General features: G+C 40.6%; 17 protein-coding genes. 8 read left to right on the top strand and 9 right to left on the bottom strand.

What is annotated here, in order from left to right; translation table 11 throughout:
- Positions 1-83: 83 nt before the first annotated feature.
- A complete protein-coding gene (locus WIW72_RS10745; protein ID WP_337721448.1) occupies positions 84-1337 on the top strand; it encodes an MFS transporter in 1254 nt (417 codons plus the stop codon).
- A 1-nt stretch (position 1338) separates the two neighbouring features.
- Here WIW72_RS10745 and WIW72_RS10740 read toward each other — a convergent pair whose 3' ends face one another.
- From WIW72_RS10740 to nrfD, 4 genes are all read right to left on the bottom strand, one after another.
- A complete protein-coding gene (locus tag WIW72_RS10740) occupies positions 1339-2160 on the bottom strand; it encodes an SMP-30/gluconolactonase/LRE family protein (protein WP_337721447.1) in 822 nt (273 codons plus the stop codon).
- Positions 2141-2446 carry a hypothetical protein gene (locus WIW72_RS10735; RefSeq protein ID WP_337721446.1) on the bottom strand — a complete coding sequence of 102 codons (306 nt, stop codon included), beginning with the start codon at positions 2444-2446 and terminating at the stop codon, positions 2141-2143. Before WIW72_RS10735 ends, WIW72_RS10740 begins: the two co-directional genes overlap by 20 nt.
- 221 nt (positions 2447-2667) lie before the next feature.
- A complete protein-coding gene (locus WIW72_RS10730; RefSeq protein WP_337721445.1) occupies positions 2668-3384 on the bottom strand; it encodes a hypothetical protein in 717 nt (238 codons plus the stop codon).
- Positions 3385-3496: 112 nt separating this feature from the next.
- Positions 3497-4564 (bottom strand): NrfD/PsrC family molybdoenzyme membrane anchor subunit, encoded by a 1068-nt coding sequence (gene nrfD, locus WIW72_RS10725; RefSeq protein WP_337721444.1) that lies wholly within the window; start codon positions 4562-4564, stop codon positions 3497-3499.
- Positions 4565-4700: 136 nt separating this feature from the next.
- On the opposite strand from nrfD, the gene WIW72_RS10720 reads away from it, so the two are divergent.
- From WIW72_RS10720 to WIW72_RS10690, 7 genes are all read left to right on the top strand, one after another.
- Positions 4701-5600: a tetratricopeptide repeat protein gene (locus tag WIW72_RS10720; protein ID WP_337702732.1), complete on the top strand. Its 900-nt coding sequence runs from the start codon at positions 4701-4703 to the stop codon at positions 5598-5600.
- A gap of 78 nt (positions 5601-5678) precedes the next feature.
- The gene (locus WIW72_RS10715) at positions 5679-9977 is read left to right on the top strand and encodes an oxidoreductase (protein WP_337702730.1); all 4299 of its coding nucleotides are present in this window, start codon (positions 5679-5681) and stop codon (positions 9975-9977) included.
- A gap of 59 nt (positions 9978-10036) precedes the next feature.
- Positions 10037-10882 carry a 4Fe-4S dicluster domain-containing protein gene (locus WIW72_RS10710; RefSeq protein WP_443295019.1) on the top strand — a complete coding sequence of 282 codons (846 nt, stop codon included), beginning with the start codon at positions 10037-10039 and terminating at the stop codon, positions 10880-10882.
- An 11-nt stretch (positions 10883-10893) separates the two neighbouring features.
- Positions 10894-11547 carry a TorD/DmsD family molecular chaperone gene (locus WIW72_RS10705; RefSeq protein WP_337702726.1) on the top strand — a complete coding sequence of 218 codons (654 nt, stop codon included), beginning with the start codon at positions 10894-10896 and terminating at the stop codon, positions 11545-11547.
- Positions 11544-13022, top strand: coding sequence for a 4Fe-4S binding protein (locus WIW72_RS10700; RefSeq protein WP_337702725.1), 1479 nt, complete (start codon positions 11544-11546; stop codon positions 13020-13022). Before WIW72_RS10705 ends, WIW72_RS10700 begins: the two co-directional genes overlap by 4 nt.
- Positions 13023-13640, top strand: coding sequence for an HAD family hydrolase (locus WIW72_RS10695; RefSeq protein WP_337702723.1), 618 nt, complete (start codon positions 13023-13025; stop codon positions 13638-13640).
- Positions 13640-14050: a DUF2299 domain-containing protein gene (locus WIW72_RS10690; RefSeq protein WP_337702721.1), complete on the top strand. Its 411-nt coding sequence runs from the start codon at positions 13640-13642 to the stop codon at positions 14048-14050. The genes WIW72_RS10695 and WIW72_RS10690 overlap by 1 nt, the downstream gene beginning before the upstream one ends.
- On the opposite strand, the gene WIW72_RS10685 is transcribed toward WIW72_RS10690, so the two are convergent.
- The 5 genes from WIW72_RS10685 to WIW72_RS10665 form a co-directional block, all read right to left on the bottom strand.
- Positions 14018-15163: an MFS transporter gene (locus WIW72_RS10685; RefSeq protein ID WP_337702718.1), complete on the bottom strand. Its 1146-nt coding sequence runs from the start codon at positions 15161-15163 to the stop codon at positions 14018-14020. The two genes, WIW72_RS10690 and WIW72_RS10685, sit on opposite strands and share 33 nt — an antisense overlap.
- 39 nt (positions 15164-15202) lie before the next feature.
- Positions 15203-15928 carry a creatininase family protein gene (locus WIW72_RS10680; RefSeq protein WP_337702715.1) on the bottom strand — a complete coding sequence of 242 codons (726 nt, stop codon included), beginning with the start codon at positions 15926-15928 and terminating at the stop codon, positions 15203-15205.
- Between the two features lie 148 nt (positions 15929-16076).
- On the bottom strand, positions 16077-17276 hold the full coding sequence (locus WIW72_RS10675) for an ABC transporter permease (protein ID WP_337702713.1): 1200 nt from the start codon (positions 17274-17276) through the stop codon (positions 16077-16079).
- Between the two features lie 9 nt (positions 17277-17285).
- Positions 17286-18491 carry an ABC transporter permease gene (locus WIW72_RS10670; protein ID WP_337702711.1) on the bottom strand — a complete coding sequence of 402 codons (1206 nt, stop codon included), beginning with the start codon at positions 18489-18491 and terminating at the stop codon, positions 17286-17288.
- Complete coding sequence (locus tag WIW72_RS10665; RefSeq protein ID WP_337702709.1) at positions 18478-20964, bottom strand: hypothetical protein; 2487 nt, start codon at positions 20962-20964, stop codon at positions 18478-18480. The genes WIW72_RS10670 and WIW72_RS10665 overlap by 14 nt, the downstream gene beginning before the upstream one ends.

Genomic DNA, 20964 nt, shown 5'->3' with positions numbered 1-20964 from the left:
CAATTCTCTAATATATTAACGGTTTAACTACATTTAACATTTCAACAAATTTTTTAAATATTAGTAAGGTCATTTAAGCAAGAATGATAAAGTACAAGGACACAAGATGGATGTGGCTCGTGCTGCCGTTTAACGCATCTACCGGACCTTTGTCCACACTCATTACTCTTCAAATTCTAACTTTGGGTGGTAATGCACTTGACGTATCTTTTGCTATATCCTTGAGTAATGCAGTTTTAATACCATCTTCGCTTTTCTGGGGATTTATGGCTGATAGAATGGATAGAAAGAAACAGATCCTTATAAGCATGGGCGGGACTTCAGTATCTTTACTTCTTATGCCACTTGTTAATTCAATACCTCTATTAGCAGCTGATTACTCTCTAGTTACATTCATGAGTACAGCCTCTACTACTCCCTTTAACTTACTCGTGATGGAATCAGCTGAGAAAAAGCAGTGGGGTCAACTGTTTTCAAAGTTCTCTTTCTTGTCCTCTCTAGGTATGCTAATAGGCTTGCTAATCTCGACGGTTCTTGTACTTTTTCTCAAGATCTATCAGATAGAGGAAACTTTAGGGTTAATCGCTCTGATCACCTTTGTTGCAGGATTAAAGCTAATTCCAAAGCCAGTTATAACGTTTGAGAGGGTAGCAATTTTACATCATAAGGAATCCTTCATGATAAGAATGAGACATTTGCCTATGATGTTCCTTCATTTACCCAACCCTCATTCCTTTAAGATGTTTTCTTTGAAGAGATTGAGGATTAAACCTACAAATTATATCCCACTCCTTTATCTTGGTATTGTAATCTTCTACGTTAGTAGTGGAATTTTTAATACTGTATATCCAGCCGGCCTTTACGTAAAAGGCTTAGATAAATCTAGCGTATTAATTGTGATCACAGTTGGAATGATCTTCCAGATTTTAGGATTTAAAATTTCAGAAAGATTGTTAGTAAGAGCTGAAGAGAAGAAAATAGCTCATCTCTCGCTACTTCTTAGAGGAGTCTCTTACCTATCAATGGGAATAGTCACAGAACTGTTTTTCGGCTTTCCAGTTTTCATATCAGGGTTGTTATTTTATCCTTTAGCCGCTGGGATTGCATACTCATTATTTTATTCTTCATCCAGCACTCTCGTGTTTAAAATCGTAGGAGAAAGGAGCCAAGGTAGTGGACTGGGAGTATATAGTACTATAGTAGGGGTATCTCTTTTCGTCGGTTCAATATTCTCAGGATACTTTACTCATTATCTAGGCTACGGTATAGACTTCGTTATAGCCGGAGTACTGTTAGTCTCAAACTCCTTTCTATTTAGGTATCTTGAGGAAGGTTAAGTCAAAATTCACACTCAAAACTTTCAACGCCTTTTATATCAGTTTCCACGGCATATACGTAACCGCCTTCAGCCTCGTCATTTGCTGTAGTTATGAAGAGAGTCCTCATATCATTCCCCCCAAACGTAACAGAGGTAGTGTGAGATGCAGGGACTTTGATCTCACCTACTATCTCGCCTTTAGGACTTACTCTAATTACTTTTCCTCCTCCGTATATTGCTACCCATAGATATCCCTCTGAATCGATCGTCATCCCGTCTGGGACTCCTTGAAACCTCGTTAGATCGACTAGGATCTTTCTATCCCTTATTTCTCCAGTAGAAAGGTTAAAGGCAAACTCAAACACTTTCTTAGTCGGTGAGTCTATATAATACATCTTAGTGTTGTCTAAATTCCACGCTAATCCGTTAGAGATAGTAATCCCTTCAAGAACCTTTCTAAGTATTAATCCCTTGTCCAACACGAACAGTGCACCGGTAGGATATTTTTCCTCGAGGTTCATAGTACCTACCCAATATCTTCCCATGGCATCACACTTACCATCGTTAAATCTGTTTCTGTTATCCCACTCCTTTACTTCATAAATTGTCTTTACGCCCTCTTCACTCACGTGGTAGAAACCCTTATCCGCTGTGACTACCAGCCCTCCTCTCTTGTAAGGCTGAAGAGAGCTGACGTAAGTTCCGACTTTAATCCACGTGTGCTTATCTCCCCTTAATGTATGGACTTCCCCTTTGAGTATGTCTACGAAATACAGAGTGTCTTTGAACCATACTGGTCCCTCGTATAGTATCCCTTTTTTGTTAACTATTTTCTTTAACAAATAATTCACCTCTTTCCTCTACATTACCTTGAAAATCTTCAAAATAGACTTTCCCCTCCTTTGTTATGACTAAATAACCTATCTTTTCCCCGCACTTGTACGGTAAAGCTAAAATAGCATTCTGTGTCTTAACGTTCTCTATAGCGTAGACTGGTGATAATGTATCATCTAACTCAAGTGCCAAGCATTCTCTCACCAGTGGCTGTACCTCGTTTAGCACCTCGTTCAGTAGTTTATCGTATTCCAAGGCAAGTTCTCTCATTCTTTCTAAGTCTTCTACTCTCATGTGGGATATTTAACAAACTCTGCCTATTATTTATCATCTCTTTTTACTTTAATTTATCAAAAATAAAATAATAATCTTTATATATTCTTTGATTCTTTTATAATTTTTCTTTTTTATCCAATATTAAATTAATAAAATATCTAAATTAGACTTGTCCCTATCAGATTTCAGGAATAAAATTTAAAACACTTATCTTATTTTCTTCTAAAATTATTTTGATATTATGTTCTTATAGCAACACTATTGCTACAAATCATCCTCCTTATACATTCACAAGAGAAGTTAAGCCTTATTCCCTCCTTTACACAGTTCATTGCTATTGCATAAGGTTCTCCGTTTTCCTTAAGTCCTATTACACCTTTGCATGTAGACGTTATTGAGACTGGTGGGAAGATTTTCAACATATAATAAGCTATTATTTTCTTTGACGTTTCAGAGAACTGCTCGGCAAACGGATAAAGGAAAGCTGCTAAAGATGTCGGATGATTAAAACACAAGTTGTCCACATTGAACAATCCTTTATCAGACAGCTTTACTAGTTCATTAAGAAAAGTGTACATCTCCTCCTCAGACCCTTCGTATTTCCACTCTTCTTTTAGCTTTACAGCTACTAGTCTTCTGATCCTTTCATCTTCTCCAGATCTGAAGACAGCTATAAGTCCTTTAGGAGTTATGTAAAAGCTTCTATATCCCATTCTTACATATCCTTCCTTTGCAAGTCTCTTCAGTATCCTCCAAGCTGTAGCTGAAGGTAGGTCGCACTCTTGTGAAAGGCGGTAGGAAGAAATAGGGCCTAAAATAACCATTTTATAAAGCACTTTTACTTCTTTTGTGGATAACTTAGCGGATAGTACTACGAAAAAGTGCACTTTAAAATGATCAACTAAGAACCTAACGTGTTCAACTAAAAAAAGCACTATTGACAGCTCGCCAGGCATAAATTACTGCCTCTTAATTTTAATAATATTAGTCTAGATTTAAAAAGATTATGGATATATTAATTTAATTAAAACTATTTTTACAAGAAAATATATAAAAAACTTACCTTAGTTACCCTCTCCAACCAAAGCTACCTATAGGAATCGGTTGAGTACTCACTATCTGGAACGGAGTTTGAGGAGCAGTTTGATACGCGTATTGCCCTGCGAAAAGTATGTCAGCTCTTGTTAGAAAGGCAGCAACTATCGCGAAGATTGCAGCTACTAGGAGAGCATATTTTAATCCTGTAGGAAGATCAGAAGGTCTAGCTTCTCCGCCGATTGCCTTCTGCTGTTTTAACGAGGGGTTAAATAGCACCGCAATATAGGGACCAGAGAACAGATAACCTACTCCAGATATAAGTACTGCTAAGCCCGAAAGTATTAAGTCAAGATAGAATGTTACTTGAGACAACAAGTAATCATAAGCGACCTCGTCAAACACGTTAATGTAGTTTACTGTGGCTAAGAACATGAACCAAGATACCAGCTCGGCGATACCCGAAAATGCCAATAGTTTTGCCATTAGCCTTCTAGCCATTATACCCTCGTCACCTTTGGTAACGAAGGCTAGAATGTAACCTATACCAGCACCTACAAATATTCCACCTGCTAGGAATAGCACTGGTAATCCTGCGTTATTCCAGAAGGGTACACCAGTTGTAGCTGCTAATTCAAAACCGCTGTACACAGTTGAGAATAGACCGAAAAGCATTCCTAAAGTTGCGAATGTAACTCTGAGCCATGGCTTAGAAGAGAATAACACCGATATTGTATATAATAGTGAGAATAACAACAGTCCGCTTACGAATACAATACCTCTAGCCATCCATGAGTTCGTGAAGTACACTAATGCTTCTAATGGTGCTGCGGTAGCCGCAAGAGGTCTACCTAAATCATATGCGAAGAATGCAAATGCCAAGATCGTTGATACAAATACAACAGGTCCTCCTTTCTTAGCCATTGATGGATACTTTCCAGTATATTCCATGATTCCTAAGATTGCCATTAGCATTCCGGCAACTTCAGTAAAGTATAACGCAAGAGCTACTTCTTCGCCCCAGAGCGGGAATTGATTTATCTGTATTATCGGAGCTTGCACTCCGTACGGCTGTGGTGTAGGGGCCGTAAATAGTCCCATTTCTAATCGTGTGATAATTAACTAATTTTTTAAATAAACCTTCACTCCGGAAAATTAATATGAATGAATATACATATTTTCAAGTACTAAAGACTCATAAAGTTATTATATACCTATTTTTGATGAATATTGCAATGTGGAAATAGAGGAGTTACTGTCCCAAGGAAAATATGACGAGGCACTTAAGTTAATTCAAGGTCAGGACGAAGAGTCCAGACTTTCAAGAGCTTTCATTCTTATAAAGGCTAAGAAATATGAAGAAGCTCTCGACGAATTAAAAGGGATTACCCGAAGTGAAGCCGATTACTTGAGATTCGAGGCTTACAGAAGCCTAGGAAGAGAAAAAGAGGCTGAGGATGAGCTTAAAGCCGGAATATCAAAGTCCCCATATAACCACGTGTTGTACTACACTTTAGCCGAGTATCAATACAGCCTAGGCAAATTGAAGGATGCTTTAGAAAACATTAATAAAGCTCTGGAAATCATGCCTCTAAGCTACGATTATAAGTACCTAAAGGCAAAAATCCTCTTCGCTCTTGGCGAATACGAAGACGCTACTATATATATAAATGACGTGTTAGCATTAAATCCGAAAAATGTAGAGGCCAGACTAATGAAGGCTCTGTGTTATTATAATGTAGGTTTAAAGATGGATGCACTTTCGGAAGTGAATAAAGCTATTGACCTTAAGAAGGACGACCCAGCACTACACGCCCTGAAAGGTAGAATATATTACGAGACACGATTTCATAAATTGGCTCTTTCTGAGTATAAGACAGCCTTGAGACTCGACCCTAATAACCCGGATTATGCTTATCATGTAGCTTTATGTTATCACGTATTATCACTAAATCAGGACGCGTTAATGTTTATCGACAAAGCCTTGGGGTTATCTCAGAACAGCCCACAATATTTAGCCCTAAAAGCCAGAATTCTTAAAGCGTTAGGAGACCTATCAGGTGCGAAAGCAATAGCTGAAAAAGCTGTATCTCTAGACTCGAGTGTTAGGGGTCAATTAGAGGATCTTTTGTCGTAAAATATTTCTGACCAGTTATATTAATAAAGTGAAGTGAAACTATATATAATGAGGTAAATTAACTAGGTTTTGAGAGAAATGAGCAATTTAAAGCTAACGAGGAGGGACTTTCTCAAAATAAGCGGTATAACTGCAGCTACAACTGCGATAATTCTCAACTCAGGGTCGATAGCCAGTAAATTATTCAACTCTCAAGAAGAAGGCTATCATTACACCCTTAACTATCCCTCTGACGAGGTCGTATACGGGAACTGTTTCCAGTGCTTAGGAAGGTGCTCGATAGAGATAGTCAGGACTCCTATGGGCTTCCCGAGATTCGTTACTGGGACTATCGGTTGGCACATAAATGATGGAGGAGTTTGTCCGAGGGGGGCTTCAGACGTCTACTACTATTTCGCTCCCGCTAGGTTGAGGTTCCCACTAATAAGAGCTGGCGATAGAGGATCAGGAAAATGGATGGCAATCGATTATGATACTGCAATAGACATTATAGTAAATGGAACTAACGCACAGAGTTGGAGCAAAATAGGGTTGAATCCACAACAACTAGGTGTAGGCAACTTCCCCGGGCTTAAAGCTATAAGGGAGACTAATCCTCATGCTTTAGTATATTTCCAAGGAAGAGACCAATTAACACCTGGTATCGATGCAGGTTTCTTCGCCGGTAATTTCGGTACAGCTAATGCAGGTGCACACGGTGGATTCTGTTCAATGAACGTGTATACAGCAGGAGTATATATTACGGGTGCGCCAGTATGGGAATATGCAGGTCCTGATGAGGAAAGAGCCCAGTACTTTATCTTAGCTGGTCTCGCGGGGGACCATTTCCCTAACTGGATGAGGAGGATTATCGCAAGGATCAGGGAGAACGGCGGAAAGGTAGTAACTATTGCCCCTGAAAGATTTGGCTTCTACTCAGTTTCGGATGAGCATTTGTTCATAAACCCTGCAACAGACGGAGCCTTAGCTATGGGTTGGATAAGAGTTTTGGTTGACTTTCACTACTACGTATATAAGGCGAGCAAAGGTTCAAATGTCCTTAACCCGCAGACCTTACAGCCGGTATCACCAGCCTATGATCCCTCTTCCGGTCAGCTCATAATGCAGACTGTAACGCCAAGTGGACAAGTTGTACAATTACCTCAATTAGGAGACATTCCTTCCACAGCTGTATTCCCTCACATAGATGAGGAATTCTTGAGATATTACACTAACTTGTCGTGGTTAGTGATAGTAAATCCTAACCCGCAGAATGGTGACAGTCTAGACCCAACTGATCCTACCGCAGGTAATAATGTAGGATTACACTTAAGAATGCCCGTACAGAACCAGCAATACGCGAGTTCACACCCATGGCTAGAGGCAATAATGGGCTCTGATGGGAACGTTTACTCTTACGTTGATACACCGTGGCAGAGTGGTGTTATGCCGATATTAACTTTAGACGAGTTACCTCAGCAGAAGCAGTCACAGATCGTACAAGTACCCTATAAATTGAAGAACGGGCAAACAGTCAAAGTCCCGGCTATTCAAGTAACAGTTCCGAAGGCTTTGGACTCAAGTGAGACTATTAACCTAACAGTAACTACAGCTTTCGAGTTATTAAGGGCTGAATTATTGAATTACGACCCGTATACTCCCAGCGGGCAATCCCCACAATACGGTGTGTTAAATGTAGCTGAGGTTACTGGTATACCTCATAATACTGTAGTGAGAATTGCAAATGAGATAGCAACGACCGCCTTCCAGAAGGCAATTTATGAGCCTGTGAAATGGATAGACTATCTAGGTAGGTTCCATGACAACGTTGTTGGTAGGCCGGTATCAATATACTTCATGAGAGGTATTTCCGCTCACGCCAACGGGTTCATGAGCGCTGCAGCGATGTATTATCTGGTATTAATGGTAGGAGCGTGGGATAACCCTGGAGCCGACCTTTACAAGTATCCCCTTCCCCACTACTCCCCCGGAGTTGCAGTTCCTCCTCATCCTCTGGCAAACACACCTACAATTGACCCAGATATTGCAAGTGCAACTAGTGGAATGACCCTAAACAACCCCAAGACGAGAGCAGGTTTCCTAAAAACGGAATACATATATAACGATGGTACTGTGGACATTAAGAGCGTAAAAATTGTTGGAGCCGGTCCTTACGGCTTCCCAGACGGTCCTGACGAACTAGTTATATATAAGAACGGAAGACCCTTCTTAGTAGATAGAGCATATAGCTGGGAGTTACCTCTAACGACTCAAAGGTCTTATTCAGCAGTCGTTATCACCGCTTACTTGATGAACAAGTACCCCAATATGGTAGTCCCATATAAAACAGAAGCTCTAATGTGGTACATAACAACTCCATATTGGAATAACGCTTACGCATTAACTGACGTTTTACAAAAAGTGACCGAGAAGGACCAGAACGGTAACTACATTGTTCCGTTTAACATAAGTATTGATCTATTTATGCAAGAGACAAACAACGTAGTAGATCTTATTATACCTGATTTGTCATTCCTAGAAATATACGGTTTCCACTCCATCCACGATAGGCCTACAAGTTTACCTCAAGGACCTTCAGATTCTCTCAACTGGCCAGTCTTACCGGCGATGTATCCAGTACTGTCCAACGGAGACTTTATGTTGACTTTAGCTTGGATATTGAGGATTTATCCGAAACAAGGTGATACTATAGATCCGACGAATTGTCCTCACTACACTACACAAGACCCAGTTACTGGCTTACCATTGATAAGCCCGGTAACTATACACGATCCTGAGACTGGAACTACAATACTTCAACAAGGACAGCCCGGTATGATAACTACTGGGATGTATATATTAGAGACCGGGACTTTGATAGCTGGATACGGTAACAACTTCCAGTACATATTGGCTAATGAGGAAGGAAAACCAATCCCTAACCCGCAGCAGCTGAAGTTATACGCTTCGTTTGTGCCAGCTGGTGCTAACCAGCAAGACGTAATCAATCAAATTTTAAATAATGTACCTCAAGGACAGACTTTCTCCACAGCTACTACTTACAAGATATCGGCAAGCCAGAGATCTGCAGGTATAGAGCACTACTTCAGAATTCCAGTACAATTCCAGCCCGGTCTTCAGAAGATGCTTGAGGACATAATAAACACTTACGCTCCGGGCATGATGACAATAGACGAGATCAACCCTGGCTATGTCAAGGTAGGCAAGGGCGGAGCTGTCTACGTCTTACCGCCTTCAATTAGATATATGAGAAACGTAAACATGCTCTACTTCCTCGGTTGGGGCAAGTACATGCCTGGTGGATACGGAGGGATAGGCTTACCGTGGATCCACAAGATATATCTCGAATACTTACAGAAGTTCAGGCTTGCTGCGGCAGGTAAGTGGACTGGATATAACGCGGCGTATTACTACTATTACAAACTAACCGGGAACCAGCAATTCCTAGTAAAGAGTGTCTTGCCCAACGACTCTTACGGGCAAGCTTTAGCTAAGAACATATTGGACTACTACAAGCCTTTCGGAGGCTATTCCCCACCACCAGCTTGGAACTCCGAAATAACCCCTGACGGGATAAACCTGAGCGAGTATCCGTTAACATTCTTCGTTAGGAGACATGATAGGACATATCATACTTGGTCTTTCAACGTACCGTGGCTTATGGCGACAGTGCCTTATACACCGGTGATGTTGAGCTCAGCAGATCCCTATGTCCAGAGCATGGGCATTAAATCCGGAGATTTTGTTCAATTTGAGGCTGTAAACGAGCCTTGGTCTGGAGGTTTAAGGACTACAATCACCGCTATAGCCTTTCTGGACAACGCGACCAGACCCGGAGCAGCGTGGGTAATAGTGTCGGCACAAGCCCTACCAGGTTTCAGAGGAATGACACCCGACTCTCCACAAGTTAAATACAGTGTGTTAAACAACTGGGCAAACATACTTTACATGCCCGCTTCAAGAGGAGGAAAGCTATCTCCTCAGACGGATAACGCCTACCCAATAATGTACTTAGACCCGATAACAGGACAGACTTCATGGCACGACAGCAGGATCAAGATAGTTGGAGTTGCTAGCGGGGCTAATAGGGTTCAGGTTACCGCGAACAAGTTCATATACATGGGTCAAGACTTTTCCAATCAAGACATACTTACAGTGATAATAAACCAGATGGGTGGACAAATAAGTATATCCGGTGCCAGCAACGGAGCACCTTTCGCCCAGCCCGTAGATGTCCCACACTTAAGATTTGACGCTAATAATATGCAGAACACTTCCATATGGAGCTTCGTAGCACCTTATTCATTAGCTCAGAACAACTACCAGTTAGGTAATTATAAGATAAGATATGGTTTTGCGGGTGAACCGCTAAGTTGATCTCCCTTTTTTCTTTCTCAATTCCCGTGTGAGGTGTAAAGGTCATGTCCTCTAATCAAATGTCGTCAAACCAAACCCCACAAATCACTCTAGATATAAGACAAGGTGGAGTAGAACACAGAATACCATATAGTAATAAGAAAAACTATGCAATAATAACAGATCTAAATAAGTGCTTCGGTTGTGCCGGTTGCCAAATGTCTTGTAAAGAGTGGAATACTTCGGGAATGTTTGGACCCCTTCCTGACCTTAATCCTTATGGAGATCTTGACGTAATGTTCTGGCTTAGAGTAATGTATGTAGAAGTAGGTAATTACCCGCAAACGAAAGTATACAACATTCCAATCAACTGTTTCCACTGTATGGATGCACCTTGTGTACCAGTATGTCCAGTAGGTGCTACGTTCAAGAGAGTTGAAGATGGTATAGTCTTAGTAGACTACACAGAATGTATTGGAACTAAGTACTGTATTTATGCATGTCCTTATGGTAACAGATTCTTTGACTATATTGAAGGAGTAACAAAGAAGTGTACTCACTGTTTTGACAGAATTTACGATCCAACACTGCCTCCAGAAGAGAGGATTCCAGCATGTATTCACGGATGTATGGTTCAGGCAAGAATATGGGCGGATAGATTAGATCCTACAGACCCCGGTAATATTCTGTTTATAGATAAAGGAGGATTTGTACTAGGTCCAGAGACCGGTGCTAATCCAGCAAGCGGATATCTACCTTGGCGTAGCGAGTATGCAGCAGACAACGATGTAGAACTATTAAGCCAGTCAGAATACTACAATGTCTGGACGTCTAACGGAGTCGTAATCCTCGGGGCGCAAGGTAATAACTCTACTTATACAGAACAAAACCAGTCTTCTTCCTCCTCGTCTAACTCTTCAAGTTAAAGGTGTTTTTTATGTCTCTTTCCACGCTTGATCAAGCTTCATTAAGATTTTTGATTTATGATCTCTTCTCCACGCTTTTTTATTACAATTTTTATGATGAGGATTATAATAAAATGAAGGAAAAACTTGAGAAAATTTCCTCCTTAGGAATAGATAAGAGCATAGTAAACGTTGAACGTATAAAGGACAAGATATTCAATTCCAATAAGTCGGATTTACTTATCGAATATTCAACTCTTTTCCTTACCGGTCTGGGAATAAAACCTTTGACACCTGTGGAGAGTAAGAGATTTTTCTCTTTGATGGGAGAAAAAGTAGCTACTTTTAGATATAGTGATATGTTGAGGTTCTTGCGTTCGAGGAATATTAGGCTCAACTATATGTTAGGCGAGTTCCAACCGGAGCCTGATAACATAGTTACGATCCTCGCGTTTATGAGTGTGCTAATAAAAGAGGAAATAGAGATCCTCCAGAAGGGAGGAGACCTCTACAAGAATAAAGCAGATCAAAGGAACTTCTTTACTACTCATATATACAGCTGGATACCAGACTGGATAAATGACGTCATAAACGACAAGAGGGCTGATATATACAAGGTAGTCTGCGAGGAATTAAGAAAGTGGTTAGAAGCCGAGAAAGAATATCTCATAGGGGAAGGAAATTGAGGATAGGGCTCATAGTTACTAAGACAGCCAGGGAGAAATTAGGCGATCAACTTCTCGTTGATATATACAAAGAGACAAATATACCTTACGTTGCAGAGTTCGGAGAATATCTGGCAGAGGATGTTAAATCCAACGAGCTTCAAGGACTTCTTGTTGTATCTGAAAAGGACGAACAGAACTTTGTCTCATCGGTTGACGAAAAACTGGGTATAAGTCCCTTAGCTGTCGAGGTCTTACCCCTCTCTTGGTTTATCGGAAAGAGTCCGTCTTACAATAAGGCGTTACTAAAGGCGTATGTGAGGAAACTCTCTAAACAAGACTTCGTTTACAGATTACAGCCAGTAAAAACTACTACTGTAACACGGCGTTCCCTTATTAAGTTTAGGCTTTACGAATACAAAGTGTATCCGGTACTGTTCGACGCTTTAACCTTTGAAAGGGAGATAAACACTTTGATTCAGTCTTGTCCTAAAGGTCTGATCGCGAAAGCTGTTGAAGGTGTGACAATTACTTCACCCCAAGACTGTACAGGCTGTGGTTATTGTACTTCGAAAGGGTACTTGGGCTACTTAGAAATGCCTTCCCTTACCACGGAGCAGTTTATATCCTTTGTGAACGAAATAGTGCGTAATTATAATGCCGAGGGAAAATCGTTAGGGTTAGTCTTCACTTCGGACAAAACCGTGAGTCTGGAGGAAGGTCTTTTCCCTCTTCTTGTACCTAACGTGGCTTCAGTCCATGACTCGTTTGTATTTGCTACATTTGCAGCAGGTCTAATACCAGTCATTTTGTACGATCCTAAAGACGACATTGCTAAGAAGAGAGTTGAGGAAATACCGGACGTCTTCCCCGGGACTGAGTTGAAGATTGTGAAGGTTAAGCACGGTGATAAAATACCCCTAGTGGAAAATAAGCTACCTAAGTCTGAAATCCCTGAGGGTGTCGCATTAACCCGTTACAGAAGGCGGTCGCTTTACTTGTGGGCTCTGGAGGAAATGGACAAGAAGGTAAAAGTTAACCCTGAGGTAGAAGTCCCGGGTGTATATTTCGTGGAGGTAAATCCTGATAAATGTGTACTTTGTGGGGTATGTGTTAGGGCTTGCCAGATGCTAGTCCCAGATATGAAAACAGTGAACGACCTCACGACACTAGACTACAACATACCGTATTGTATAGGTTCTCAGAGGTGTGTTAAGAACTGTCCTGAGAACGCCATAAAAGTAGAGAGACTGGCTAAGTTCAGGGAATTACAAAAAGTTAGAGTAAACCAGGCTAAGGTGACCAAGTGCAGGTACTGCGGGAAGCCTATAGGTACTGTAAAGATAAAGGGGAAGGTAGATAGCCTATTAATTCAATACGGTTACCCTGGCACAGCTCAATATACGGATGTATGTAATGAATGTAAACAGAAGGAGTTAACTAAGATGTGGTTAGAGAGTTATCTAAATGCCACTGGTAAAAAGAAGGTGTTGTAAATGTACGTAATCTTGTTCAATGTAACCGAAAACTTGATCAAGGTAAGCGATGAAAAACTTTACTCGGTTTTAAAGGAAACCCAACACGTGTTGAATGCGTACTCTCTAGCTAGAGTATACGTGAGTTATTCCGCCATATTAGATTCACTTCATAAAGAATGGAGGGAGAAGATACTTAGATCGCCTATGTATGAGGACGCTTTATTTCTTGAGGAGTTGAGTTATAGGGCGAGGCTCTACGTGGTCACAAACTTAGACAAAATGTTAGTGAAGCAAATACTTGTGAGGAATAATTTGGACGTTTTTATCCAAGACGTAATATCAGCTGATGACGTAAAGAGGTACAAGCCTTCAAAGGAGTTCTTCGAATACGTAGGCAAGAGGGTTAATTCGCCCCTACCTTCAATAATGTTAGTATCCTCGAACCCATACGACATATTGGTTGCCAAGTCTTTAAATATGAAAGCCCACTGGTTAAATAGGAAAGGAGAGGCTTTCATGTTCCCCTCAAACCTTCAGCCCGACAGTGTAATTAAGACAGTTAAGAGTATAGCAGAGAGTACGGCACAACATAAAGTCGATTCTTCAATGGGAGATTCAGCGTTGAGGTGTACGTGATGGTATCCGATTCTCAAATTTTTGATTGGTTCGTGGAACTAGGAATGAAAGTTGAGAAGGTAACCAGCGGTAATTTTTACTTTCACATCGTCATTTCTCCCCCAGTAGGTGAAGGAGTAAAGGTTTCAGTCATTAGAACTAATCCTAACTCTACGTATTATATAGTAACTACTGTTGTTGACTTCGATTCTGCAAAACTTAAGAAGGATCAGTCACTCCTCAAGAACATTAAAAAAGACTTAATGAGGATGAACGTAGAGTTTTTCCTCATCCCACCTGATGCCGAAACACCGAAGTCGGTTCAAATAGCCAAAATAGTATTCATGGAGGGGCTAACTAAGAACGAAATGTTAAATGTAGTTGAGTTGGTAAAAAATTCAGCGTATTTGACTCTGAGCTGGTTTGAATGATCTTAATGAGAGGAAGAAGAGTAGGGCTGAAATAAATCCTAGTGAGCTAATCAACCCCCACAAAATGACGGGAGAGTAAAGAAAGAACGTCATTAAGTAACTGGTGAGAGAAGAGCCCAGAACTCTTCCTAAGGAAGTAAATATACCGAAAACCCCTATTTGTTTTCCCCTCTGTCTCCTCTCGGTTAATGATGTTGCTACAGCTTGGACTAGAGGGGAGACTATGATTTCAGCTAAGGTTATGAATATTATGTCTACCACAGCTTCTACGTAGTCTGTTATAAAAGCTATCGAGAAGTATGAAACCCCGTAAATAAGACACCCTAACGGCAAGTATTTTTTGACGTCTGTTATCAATTTTCCTATATAGTCCTGAAGCACTACTATCATTAAGCCGTTTACCATGAAGAGCAAACTCACTTGAAGTACTGAGAAATGAGGGATTGTTGTATAATAAGTGATTAAACCAAAGCCCAGTTGACTCATTAGCATGAATATTAGTGCAGTAGGGACAAGAAACGTTAATAGTGTTCTTGAGACTTTAAATGACACTTCAACACCTCCTTTAAAGTCTGGTAGCATCCTCACGAAATATAAGGGTACTAAGGCTATAATTGATGCAATGAATAGGAGTTTATTAAAGCCAAGTACTTGAAAAATATAACCACCAATGAGGGGTCCAACAGCCCAACCGGCGTTGATCCCAACCCTCTGTCTGCTGAACGCTCTGATCAAACTGTCGAGTTTATCTTCAAACATATCGCCGACGATCGATGTAGAAGAGACGAAGTATATATCGTTGAAAAAAGTTTGTACTAGAATAAGAGATGAGACTAAAACTGGGAGAGATATTTGAGAGGCCAGAAGAAGCGAAATTGAGGAGAGTACTATCGCTATGGTCATACTCTTCCTTCTTCCCAAACTGTCTGTAAGGATCCCACCAATATAGTACGCTATTAAACCTAAGATACCTTGTAAGAGATAGAAAATCGATACAAATGTGAGCGGTAATTTGTAAACTGAGTAGAGTGCATACCCTATAAAAGGCCAGACTAACGAACCGCCTAAGGCTCTAAATGCTCCTATAAGCGATATCTTATTAATATCGTTCAAACTCTGTCATTTTAAGATTGACTTTCTCTCCTTTTGAATTTAAGCATTGTTACCACAGTTCTTTATTTGCTCAAGGACTTTTCGTACTAAGTCTGAGAGATCTTTAACAGAACTCTCTAGCGACATTCTCCCCTTTTCTTCATCAATCTCCACCCTGCCACCAACGTTAATAATCCCGTATTTGTTTGCCTCGCTGGTGGGTATCATCTTAAATACTCCATCTTTTATAGTGAAGTCGTCTACCTCTTTTAGCTTGTCCTCTCTTACCAGTCGCCTATTAATTGCATATATTCTGGAAGTCTCTACTGAGCCAGCGTGCATGTCTATAATGTTTGGAAAGAGGTCTCTATATCTCCCCGCTATAGAGAATATGTGGAGTTTAAAACAGTTATCATTACTCATATTAACTTCTCTTCTGATTATGTCTAATACGGACTCATTTCCTCCGTGACCATTAACGATTATAAGAGAGGAAATTCCCGCGTTTTTTGAGCTATTAACAATATCTAGTAAGAAGTTTATCATGTTCAAATAACCCACTGAGAGGAAGGGGAACCCGTAATGTTCTTTAGAACAACCGTAATATAAGGTAGGATAGAGAAGTACTTCATCTCTAAATCTCTCTTCAACTTTTTGAGCTATCCATTCAACTACAATTCCATCTGTTCCCATTGGTAAATGGGGCCCGTGTTGTTCTATGCTTCCTAAAGGCATTAGGCCAATCTTACCCTTAATTTCATCTTTAGTGATTTCAATTAATTTCATTTGATCACCTGATAAAACTCTGTGTGTTATAATATAATTTGTTTATGTGACGATACTATTTACTGAACAGTAAATTTTTCCTTGAAGATCAAAATACTAGGTAAACAACAAGCTAGGGGAGTTCGCACGTAATTTGCTATTAAAAAGTCTAAACCTCATATCTTAGTGCTTTTGCTGGTTCTATTTTTGACGCTCTATACGCAGGAATCAGCCCGGCAAAAGTGGAAATGAGAACTATAAATAAGAAAAGGGTTATAGCTTGGGTAATGGTAAATATTGGCTCGGCATGCAAATTCTTGAAGAGGGGTGAACTGAGAAGGAAGTCGAGAAAGCCATAAGAGCTGAGGTATCCTCCTATGGTTCCTATTCCACCTCCTATTATTCCCATTATTGTTGCCTCTGATAGGAACATTAGCATTACTTGTCTCCTTTCAAATCCCAAAGACATTAAAAGTCCTATTTCCCTAGTCCTCTCCACAACAGAAGTAATCATAGTAGTTAGTACACTTATGAAAGCTACTATAAAAGACGCAGAGCTGACTATAAGTAGTAGTAGGTTAAAGGACACTACTTGTTGGTTTATAAAGGATACTATGTCTTGCGCTGAGTTCACACTTACATAAGAGCCCAAATACTGATGGATCTCTGATACCACTTTACTTACATCTTGTAGTGAGGAAGCTAAAACTATAGCTCCTGAATATTTTGTCCCATATATCTCTTCGCCTATTGAATAAGACATAATCAGTGCTTTGTTAATAATAATAGTCCCTAGATTAATGTCAAAATCGCTCAGCCCTCCCGTCACCAGTAAAGTCTCCGTTTTTTGGCCACCGTTAGGTAATACTACGCTCACAGATATCTCCTGACCTACATGTAGAGATGGTTGGTTAGGAGAAGGAGGATTCTGAAGATCGTAACCTATAGCGACTTGATTATAACTTTGAGCTGAAGGAGCTGTCCCGCTTGAAATGCTAATCCCCGGTAAGACTTTTTGCAAGTCATAGATGTTAACCGACAAAATTGTAGTACTAATCTCTCCTTTGGAAGTATAGATCGTTACGGGTATCGTGTAAAACGGGACTACGTAAACTACCCCATCTAAGTGGGAGAGTTGTGTGATCGTATAAGATGATAAGTAACCGTTGAGGGGGGTAACGAATATCGCCTCAGGAGAGACATCTCTTAGAATAAGGTTTATTGCGGACTGGCTCAACCCTTGAACAGACGCTGTTATAGTAGTAATGATGAGAGGTCCAACTACTATTCCCAAAATAGTCAGGATAGCTCTAGTTTTTCTCTCGAAAAGAGCTCTATAAGCTAACTTGACTATATCTATGCTTTTCATGACCCCACCCTATACCTCATATCTTAATGCTTTTGCTGGTTCTATTTTTGACGCTCTATATGCAGGAATCAACCCAGCAACAGTGGTAATCGCAATAATAGTCAAGAAAATAAATACTAACTGTTCTACTGAGATCGAGGGAACAACGTTAAAGGCTCCACCTCTTCCTTCAAACGAGTTCGACGCAATTGACGCCAATAGGAAGGAACTGAAGTATCCTCCTATGGTTCCTATTCCTCCTCCTATTATTCCCATTATTGTTGCCTCTGATAGGAACATTAGCATTACTTGTCTCCTTTCAAATCCCAAAGACATTAAAAGTCCTATTTCCCTAGTCCTCTCCACAACAGAAGTAATCATAGTAGCTAAGACTGTGAAAAACGCTACTACAAACGACGCTACACCTGCAACTACTAGTAGAGCCTCAAAGGAAGAGATTTCTTCATTAACTAGGTTAAGTATTTGCTGACTCGAAGTGACCTGAACGTAATTACCGTACTTTTCTTTAATGACATTTGCCAACCCTTCAACTTCACTCGGAGATGATGCTACTACTATAGCCCCCGCGTAATTTGTCCCACAAATAGACTGTCCGAGAGAGAAAGGGGCATATAATGCTTGGTTAAAGTTAGCCCCTCCGAAAGAAGCTATTTGTGCCAACTGGCCTATGACTACAAATGTCTTACTTATCCTCTCTCCTTCAGGGTTAATCAGGTAAACCACCATAATCTGTCCAGTGTGATAAGTAGGCTGACCAGAATATTGGGGGTTTGCGATATAATAGCCCACGTCTAATTCGTCAAAAGAGTTAGGCGAGGGTAATGAACCGCTTTGAAGCTTTAGACCGGGCATTACTAAATTAATATCGGAGACATCCATTGAGAAAACTACTGTAGCCTCTAGTCCCTTAGGAGTATCTATGTATGCCGGTATGAGATAGTACGGTACAACTGCTTTTACTCCCGGTAAGTGGGAGACCCCATCAATGACATATTGGTTTAAGGTTCCTTGGCTCTTCGGTGCTAAGTATATGTTTAAGGGCGAGAAGAAGTTAGTTAACTGTTGGTTCAGACCTATGTCGAACCCTTGAATCGTAGCCACGAGTGAAACAACTATTAACGGGCCTACCATTATGCCCAGAATTACTAAAATTGCCCTAGTTTTCCTCTCTAACAGCGCGTTAAATGAGAACTTTATAACGTCAAATGTCTTCATTAGCCTTCTTCCTCCTCTTTAGTAATAAGTAAATTATGACCACCACTACTATTACTGAAATCCCGAACAACAATGCTCTACCAAACAAGTTGTGAGGTGATGTAGTAGTAGATGTTGTTTGTAACACTGTGATGGGACCGTTGTAAGTGTACGTCATGTTAACGGTCTGGTAAGTAGGTGTCTGGTAGGAAATGACGATACGCGAAGAGTTGGAGGGTAAGGTCACCGATATAGGAAGAGGTGATGCTGTCGGTAATTGACCGATATAAGTGCTTCCTCCGGGGTAGTATATGATAACGTTGTTAGCTTGCGTGTTTCCATCGTTTAGCAGAGTGGCTTGGAAGATGTAAGAACCGTTTACCTCAGTAACTGACGGTTGGATTATTTGGATCGAGATGAGTCCAGTAATCAATAATGACAAGTTTTCGTTATAACTCACGAAACCATCGGGTGTCTGGTATTGTAAGCTTAGTGAAAGCGGTAAAGTTTCTGTAGCCGATATTGGTGAGAACGTGTGGACGGTGATCGTGTAATTGTAGTGGGGAGGTATAGCGTTGATCTCGAACTGGGTCTGGGAAAGCGATAGTAGTTGGGAGTTAGTAAATATCTTTAAAAAGATATTGGTGAGAGTGTAGTTATCACTGTTAAACAGCGTTATAGTCAGATTCTGGCTAACTTGGTAATATAAGGTAGAAGGAGAGATATAGACGTTAATTCCGTTCTGTGCACTAGTAACTACTAAGGGTAGTGTGAACACTTGCGTGTTCTGTATTCCCGAGTAGTAGTAAGATATTGTAACCTGCACAGGGTAAACACCTGGAGAGAGGTAAGGGGGGACGTAAATGCTGTAAGGTATTGACCCGGTGTAAGAAGGATTAAGTTGGTATATCGTAGTATTCGTAGCTCCTACCACTTGGATATCGCTGAATACTACGTTTACGTGGAGGTCAAATAGGCTCTGGTTAACTAAGTTTCTTATTTCGAGTAATACTTCTGACTGCTGACCCTGAACTACTGTAGATGGGACTAATGACAAGCTAATTAGAGGCTTAGAGTAAACCGGGATTATTATTTTGCTGGAAGAGGCGAATCCACCGTACTCGGAGTAGTAATTGATATTAAAATAAAGGCATACTAATGAAGACGCGTTGTCCGGTACAAGTAAAGAAATGGGGATTTGGACACTTCCATAGGGAGGGATCTCTTGGATCACATAATAGGGCTGTCCGGTCTCAACAGAATGGGTTGAGATATTCACGGAGTAGACTGGGTAAGGTAAGGGGTTAAACACCGTTAACTCCGCTTGTGAACTGCTCCCTGGATATGGGTATGAGACCCACTCTAAGTTTACTACTTCGGGCCCAGTCCTATTGATTCCCACCTCCACGTAGTCAGGTATGGTGAAGGAATACTGTGTTCCCCCGTAAATATAAGTCCCAGTTATAGTGAACTGGTAGATCCCTGGGGTGGTGCCGTAAGGCACGTAAACGCTTATAGAAATGGGTAAAACCCCCGAAAAAGTTATAGGAGTCGTTACGTTATACCTCACAGTTATTACACTTTGGGAATTTACACTAAAAGACGTAAGTAGTGCACCGGTAGAGTTAAGGTATATAATGAAGGTAGATATTTGTCCAGCTTGTAAGGAGATAGGATCGCTTTTGACAATGAGTGGCTCCTTGGGGAATAGGACTAGGGTTCCGTTATTATATGTTGCCGTGTGGACTCCTCCTAAATCATCGGTAAAAGTTAGTGTGTAATTGACATAGTATGAACCCGGAGATATTTCGGAGGTCACGTTTACATATTGTGTTACACTTACAGCCGAATACGGTTGAACCGCTGGGACTGTAAAGTTTACAATTCTCGATCCAGTCAGGCTGTAAATTCCGTTAGGTAATTCTGCCGAGATGATAACGTTACTTACCACTTTATTGCTAGGGTTTTCTACCGTCACTGTAAGGGGCGATATTCCTTGTCCGGGTGATGTAAATTCAACGTTACCCCATTGAAATATAACCTTAGGATAAATTACTGAGGATATGTAAATAGGTATTTGAGTTGTGGCTTCGAATATACCGCTGTCATATGTGTAGTTTATGGATAAGAACACTTTGTATAAGCCTGAGGAAACGTTGAGAGGTACGTTTACGAAGAACACGATTGTTGACTGCGTCTTATTAGCTGAAAGTATATAACCGTTTATAGGAGTTAAGGTCTGACCAAAAGGTTGATATGTAGTTGACAATAAAGACGCTCCTATAACATCGGCCTTTATCACGACATATAACGGCACGTTAAAGTCCCCCGGAGTTACGTTCTGAGGCTGTACTAAAGAGCCCCATTCTATAGCAACAATAGGCGGAAAATTACCGTAAGGGGCAGAATATATTGTTCCGTGGTAAACGGTATCAAATGAAGTAGAGAAAAGTATTAGAGTTAAGAGGATTAACATTATTGCTTTTCTATACAC

Origin of the sequence: Stygiolobus sp. CP859M, from assembly GCF_037389975.1 — an archaeon.
Taxonomy (GTDB): Archaea; Thermoproteota; Thermoprotei_A; order Sulfolobales; family Sulfolobaceae; genus Stygiolobus.
This window is presented reverse-complemented; position numbering and strand designations above follow the sequence as displayed.

Excerpts from the sequence above, each read along its gene's own strand:
- WIW72_RS10745 (WP_337721448.1), top strand. The coding sequence starts at position 84 with ATGATAAAGTACAAGGACACAAGATGGATGTGGCTCGTGCTGCCGTTT.
- WIW72_RS10735 (WP_337721446.1), bottom strand. The coding sequence starts at position 2,446 with ATGAGAGTAGAAGACTTAGAAAGAATGAGAGAACTTGCCTTGGAATAC.
- WIW72_RS10730 (WP_337721445.1), bottom strand. The coding sequence starts at position 3,384 with ATGCCTGGCGAGCTGTCAATAGTGCTTTTTTTAGTTGAACACGTTAGG.
- nrfD (WP_337721444.1), bottom strand. The coding sequence starts at position 4,564 with ATGGGACTATTTACGGCCCCTACACCACAGCCGTACGGAGTGCAAGCT.
- WIW72_RS10715 (WP_337702730.1), top strand. The coding sequence starts at position 5,679 with ATGAGCAATTTAAAGCTAACGAGGAGGGACTTTCTCAAAATAAGCGGT.
- WIW72_RS10710 (WP_443295019.1), top strand. The coding sequence starts at position 10,037 with ATGTCGTCAAACCAAACCCCACAAATCACTCTAGATATAAGACAAGGT.
- WIW72_RS10705 (WP_337702726.1), top strand. The coding sequence starts at position 10,894 with ATGTCTCTTTCCACGCTTGATCAAGCTTCATTAAGATTTTTGATTTAT.
- WIW72_RS10695 (WP_337702723.1), top strand. The coding sequence starts at position 13,023 with ATGTACGTAATCTTGTTCAATGTAACCGAAAACTTGATCAAGGTAAGC.
- WIW72_RS10690 (WP_337702721.1), top strand. The coding sequence starts at position 13,640 with ATGGTATCCGATTCTCAAATTTTTGATTGGTTCGTGGAACTAGGAATG.
- WIW72_RS10680 (WP_337702715.1), bottom strand. The coding sequence starts at position 15,928 with ATGAAATTAATTGAAATCACTAAAGATGAAATTAAGGGTAAGATTGGC.
- WIW72_RS10675 (WP_337702713.1), bottom strand. The coding sequence starts at position 17,276 with ATGAAAAGCATAGATATAGTCAAGTTAGCTTATAGAGCTCTTTTCGAG.
- WIW72_RS10670 (WP_337702711.1), bottom strand. The coding sequence starts at position 18,491 with ATGAAGACATTTGACGTTATAAAGTTCTCATTTAACGCGCTGTTAGAG.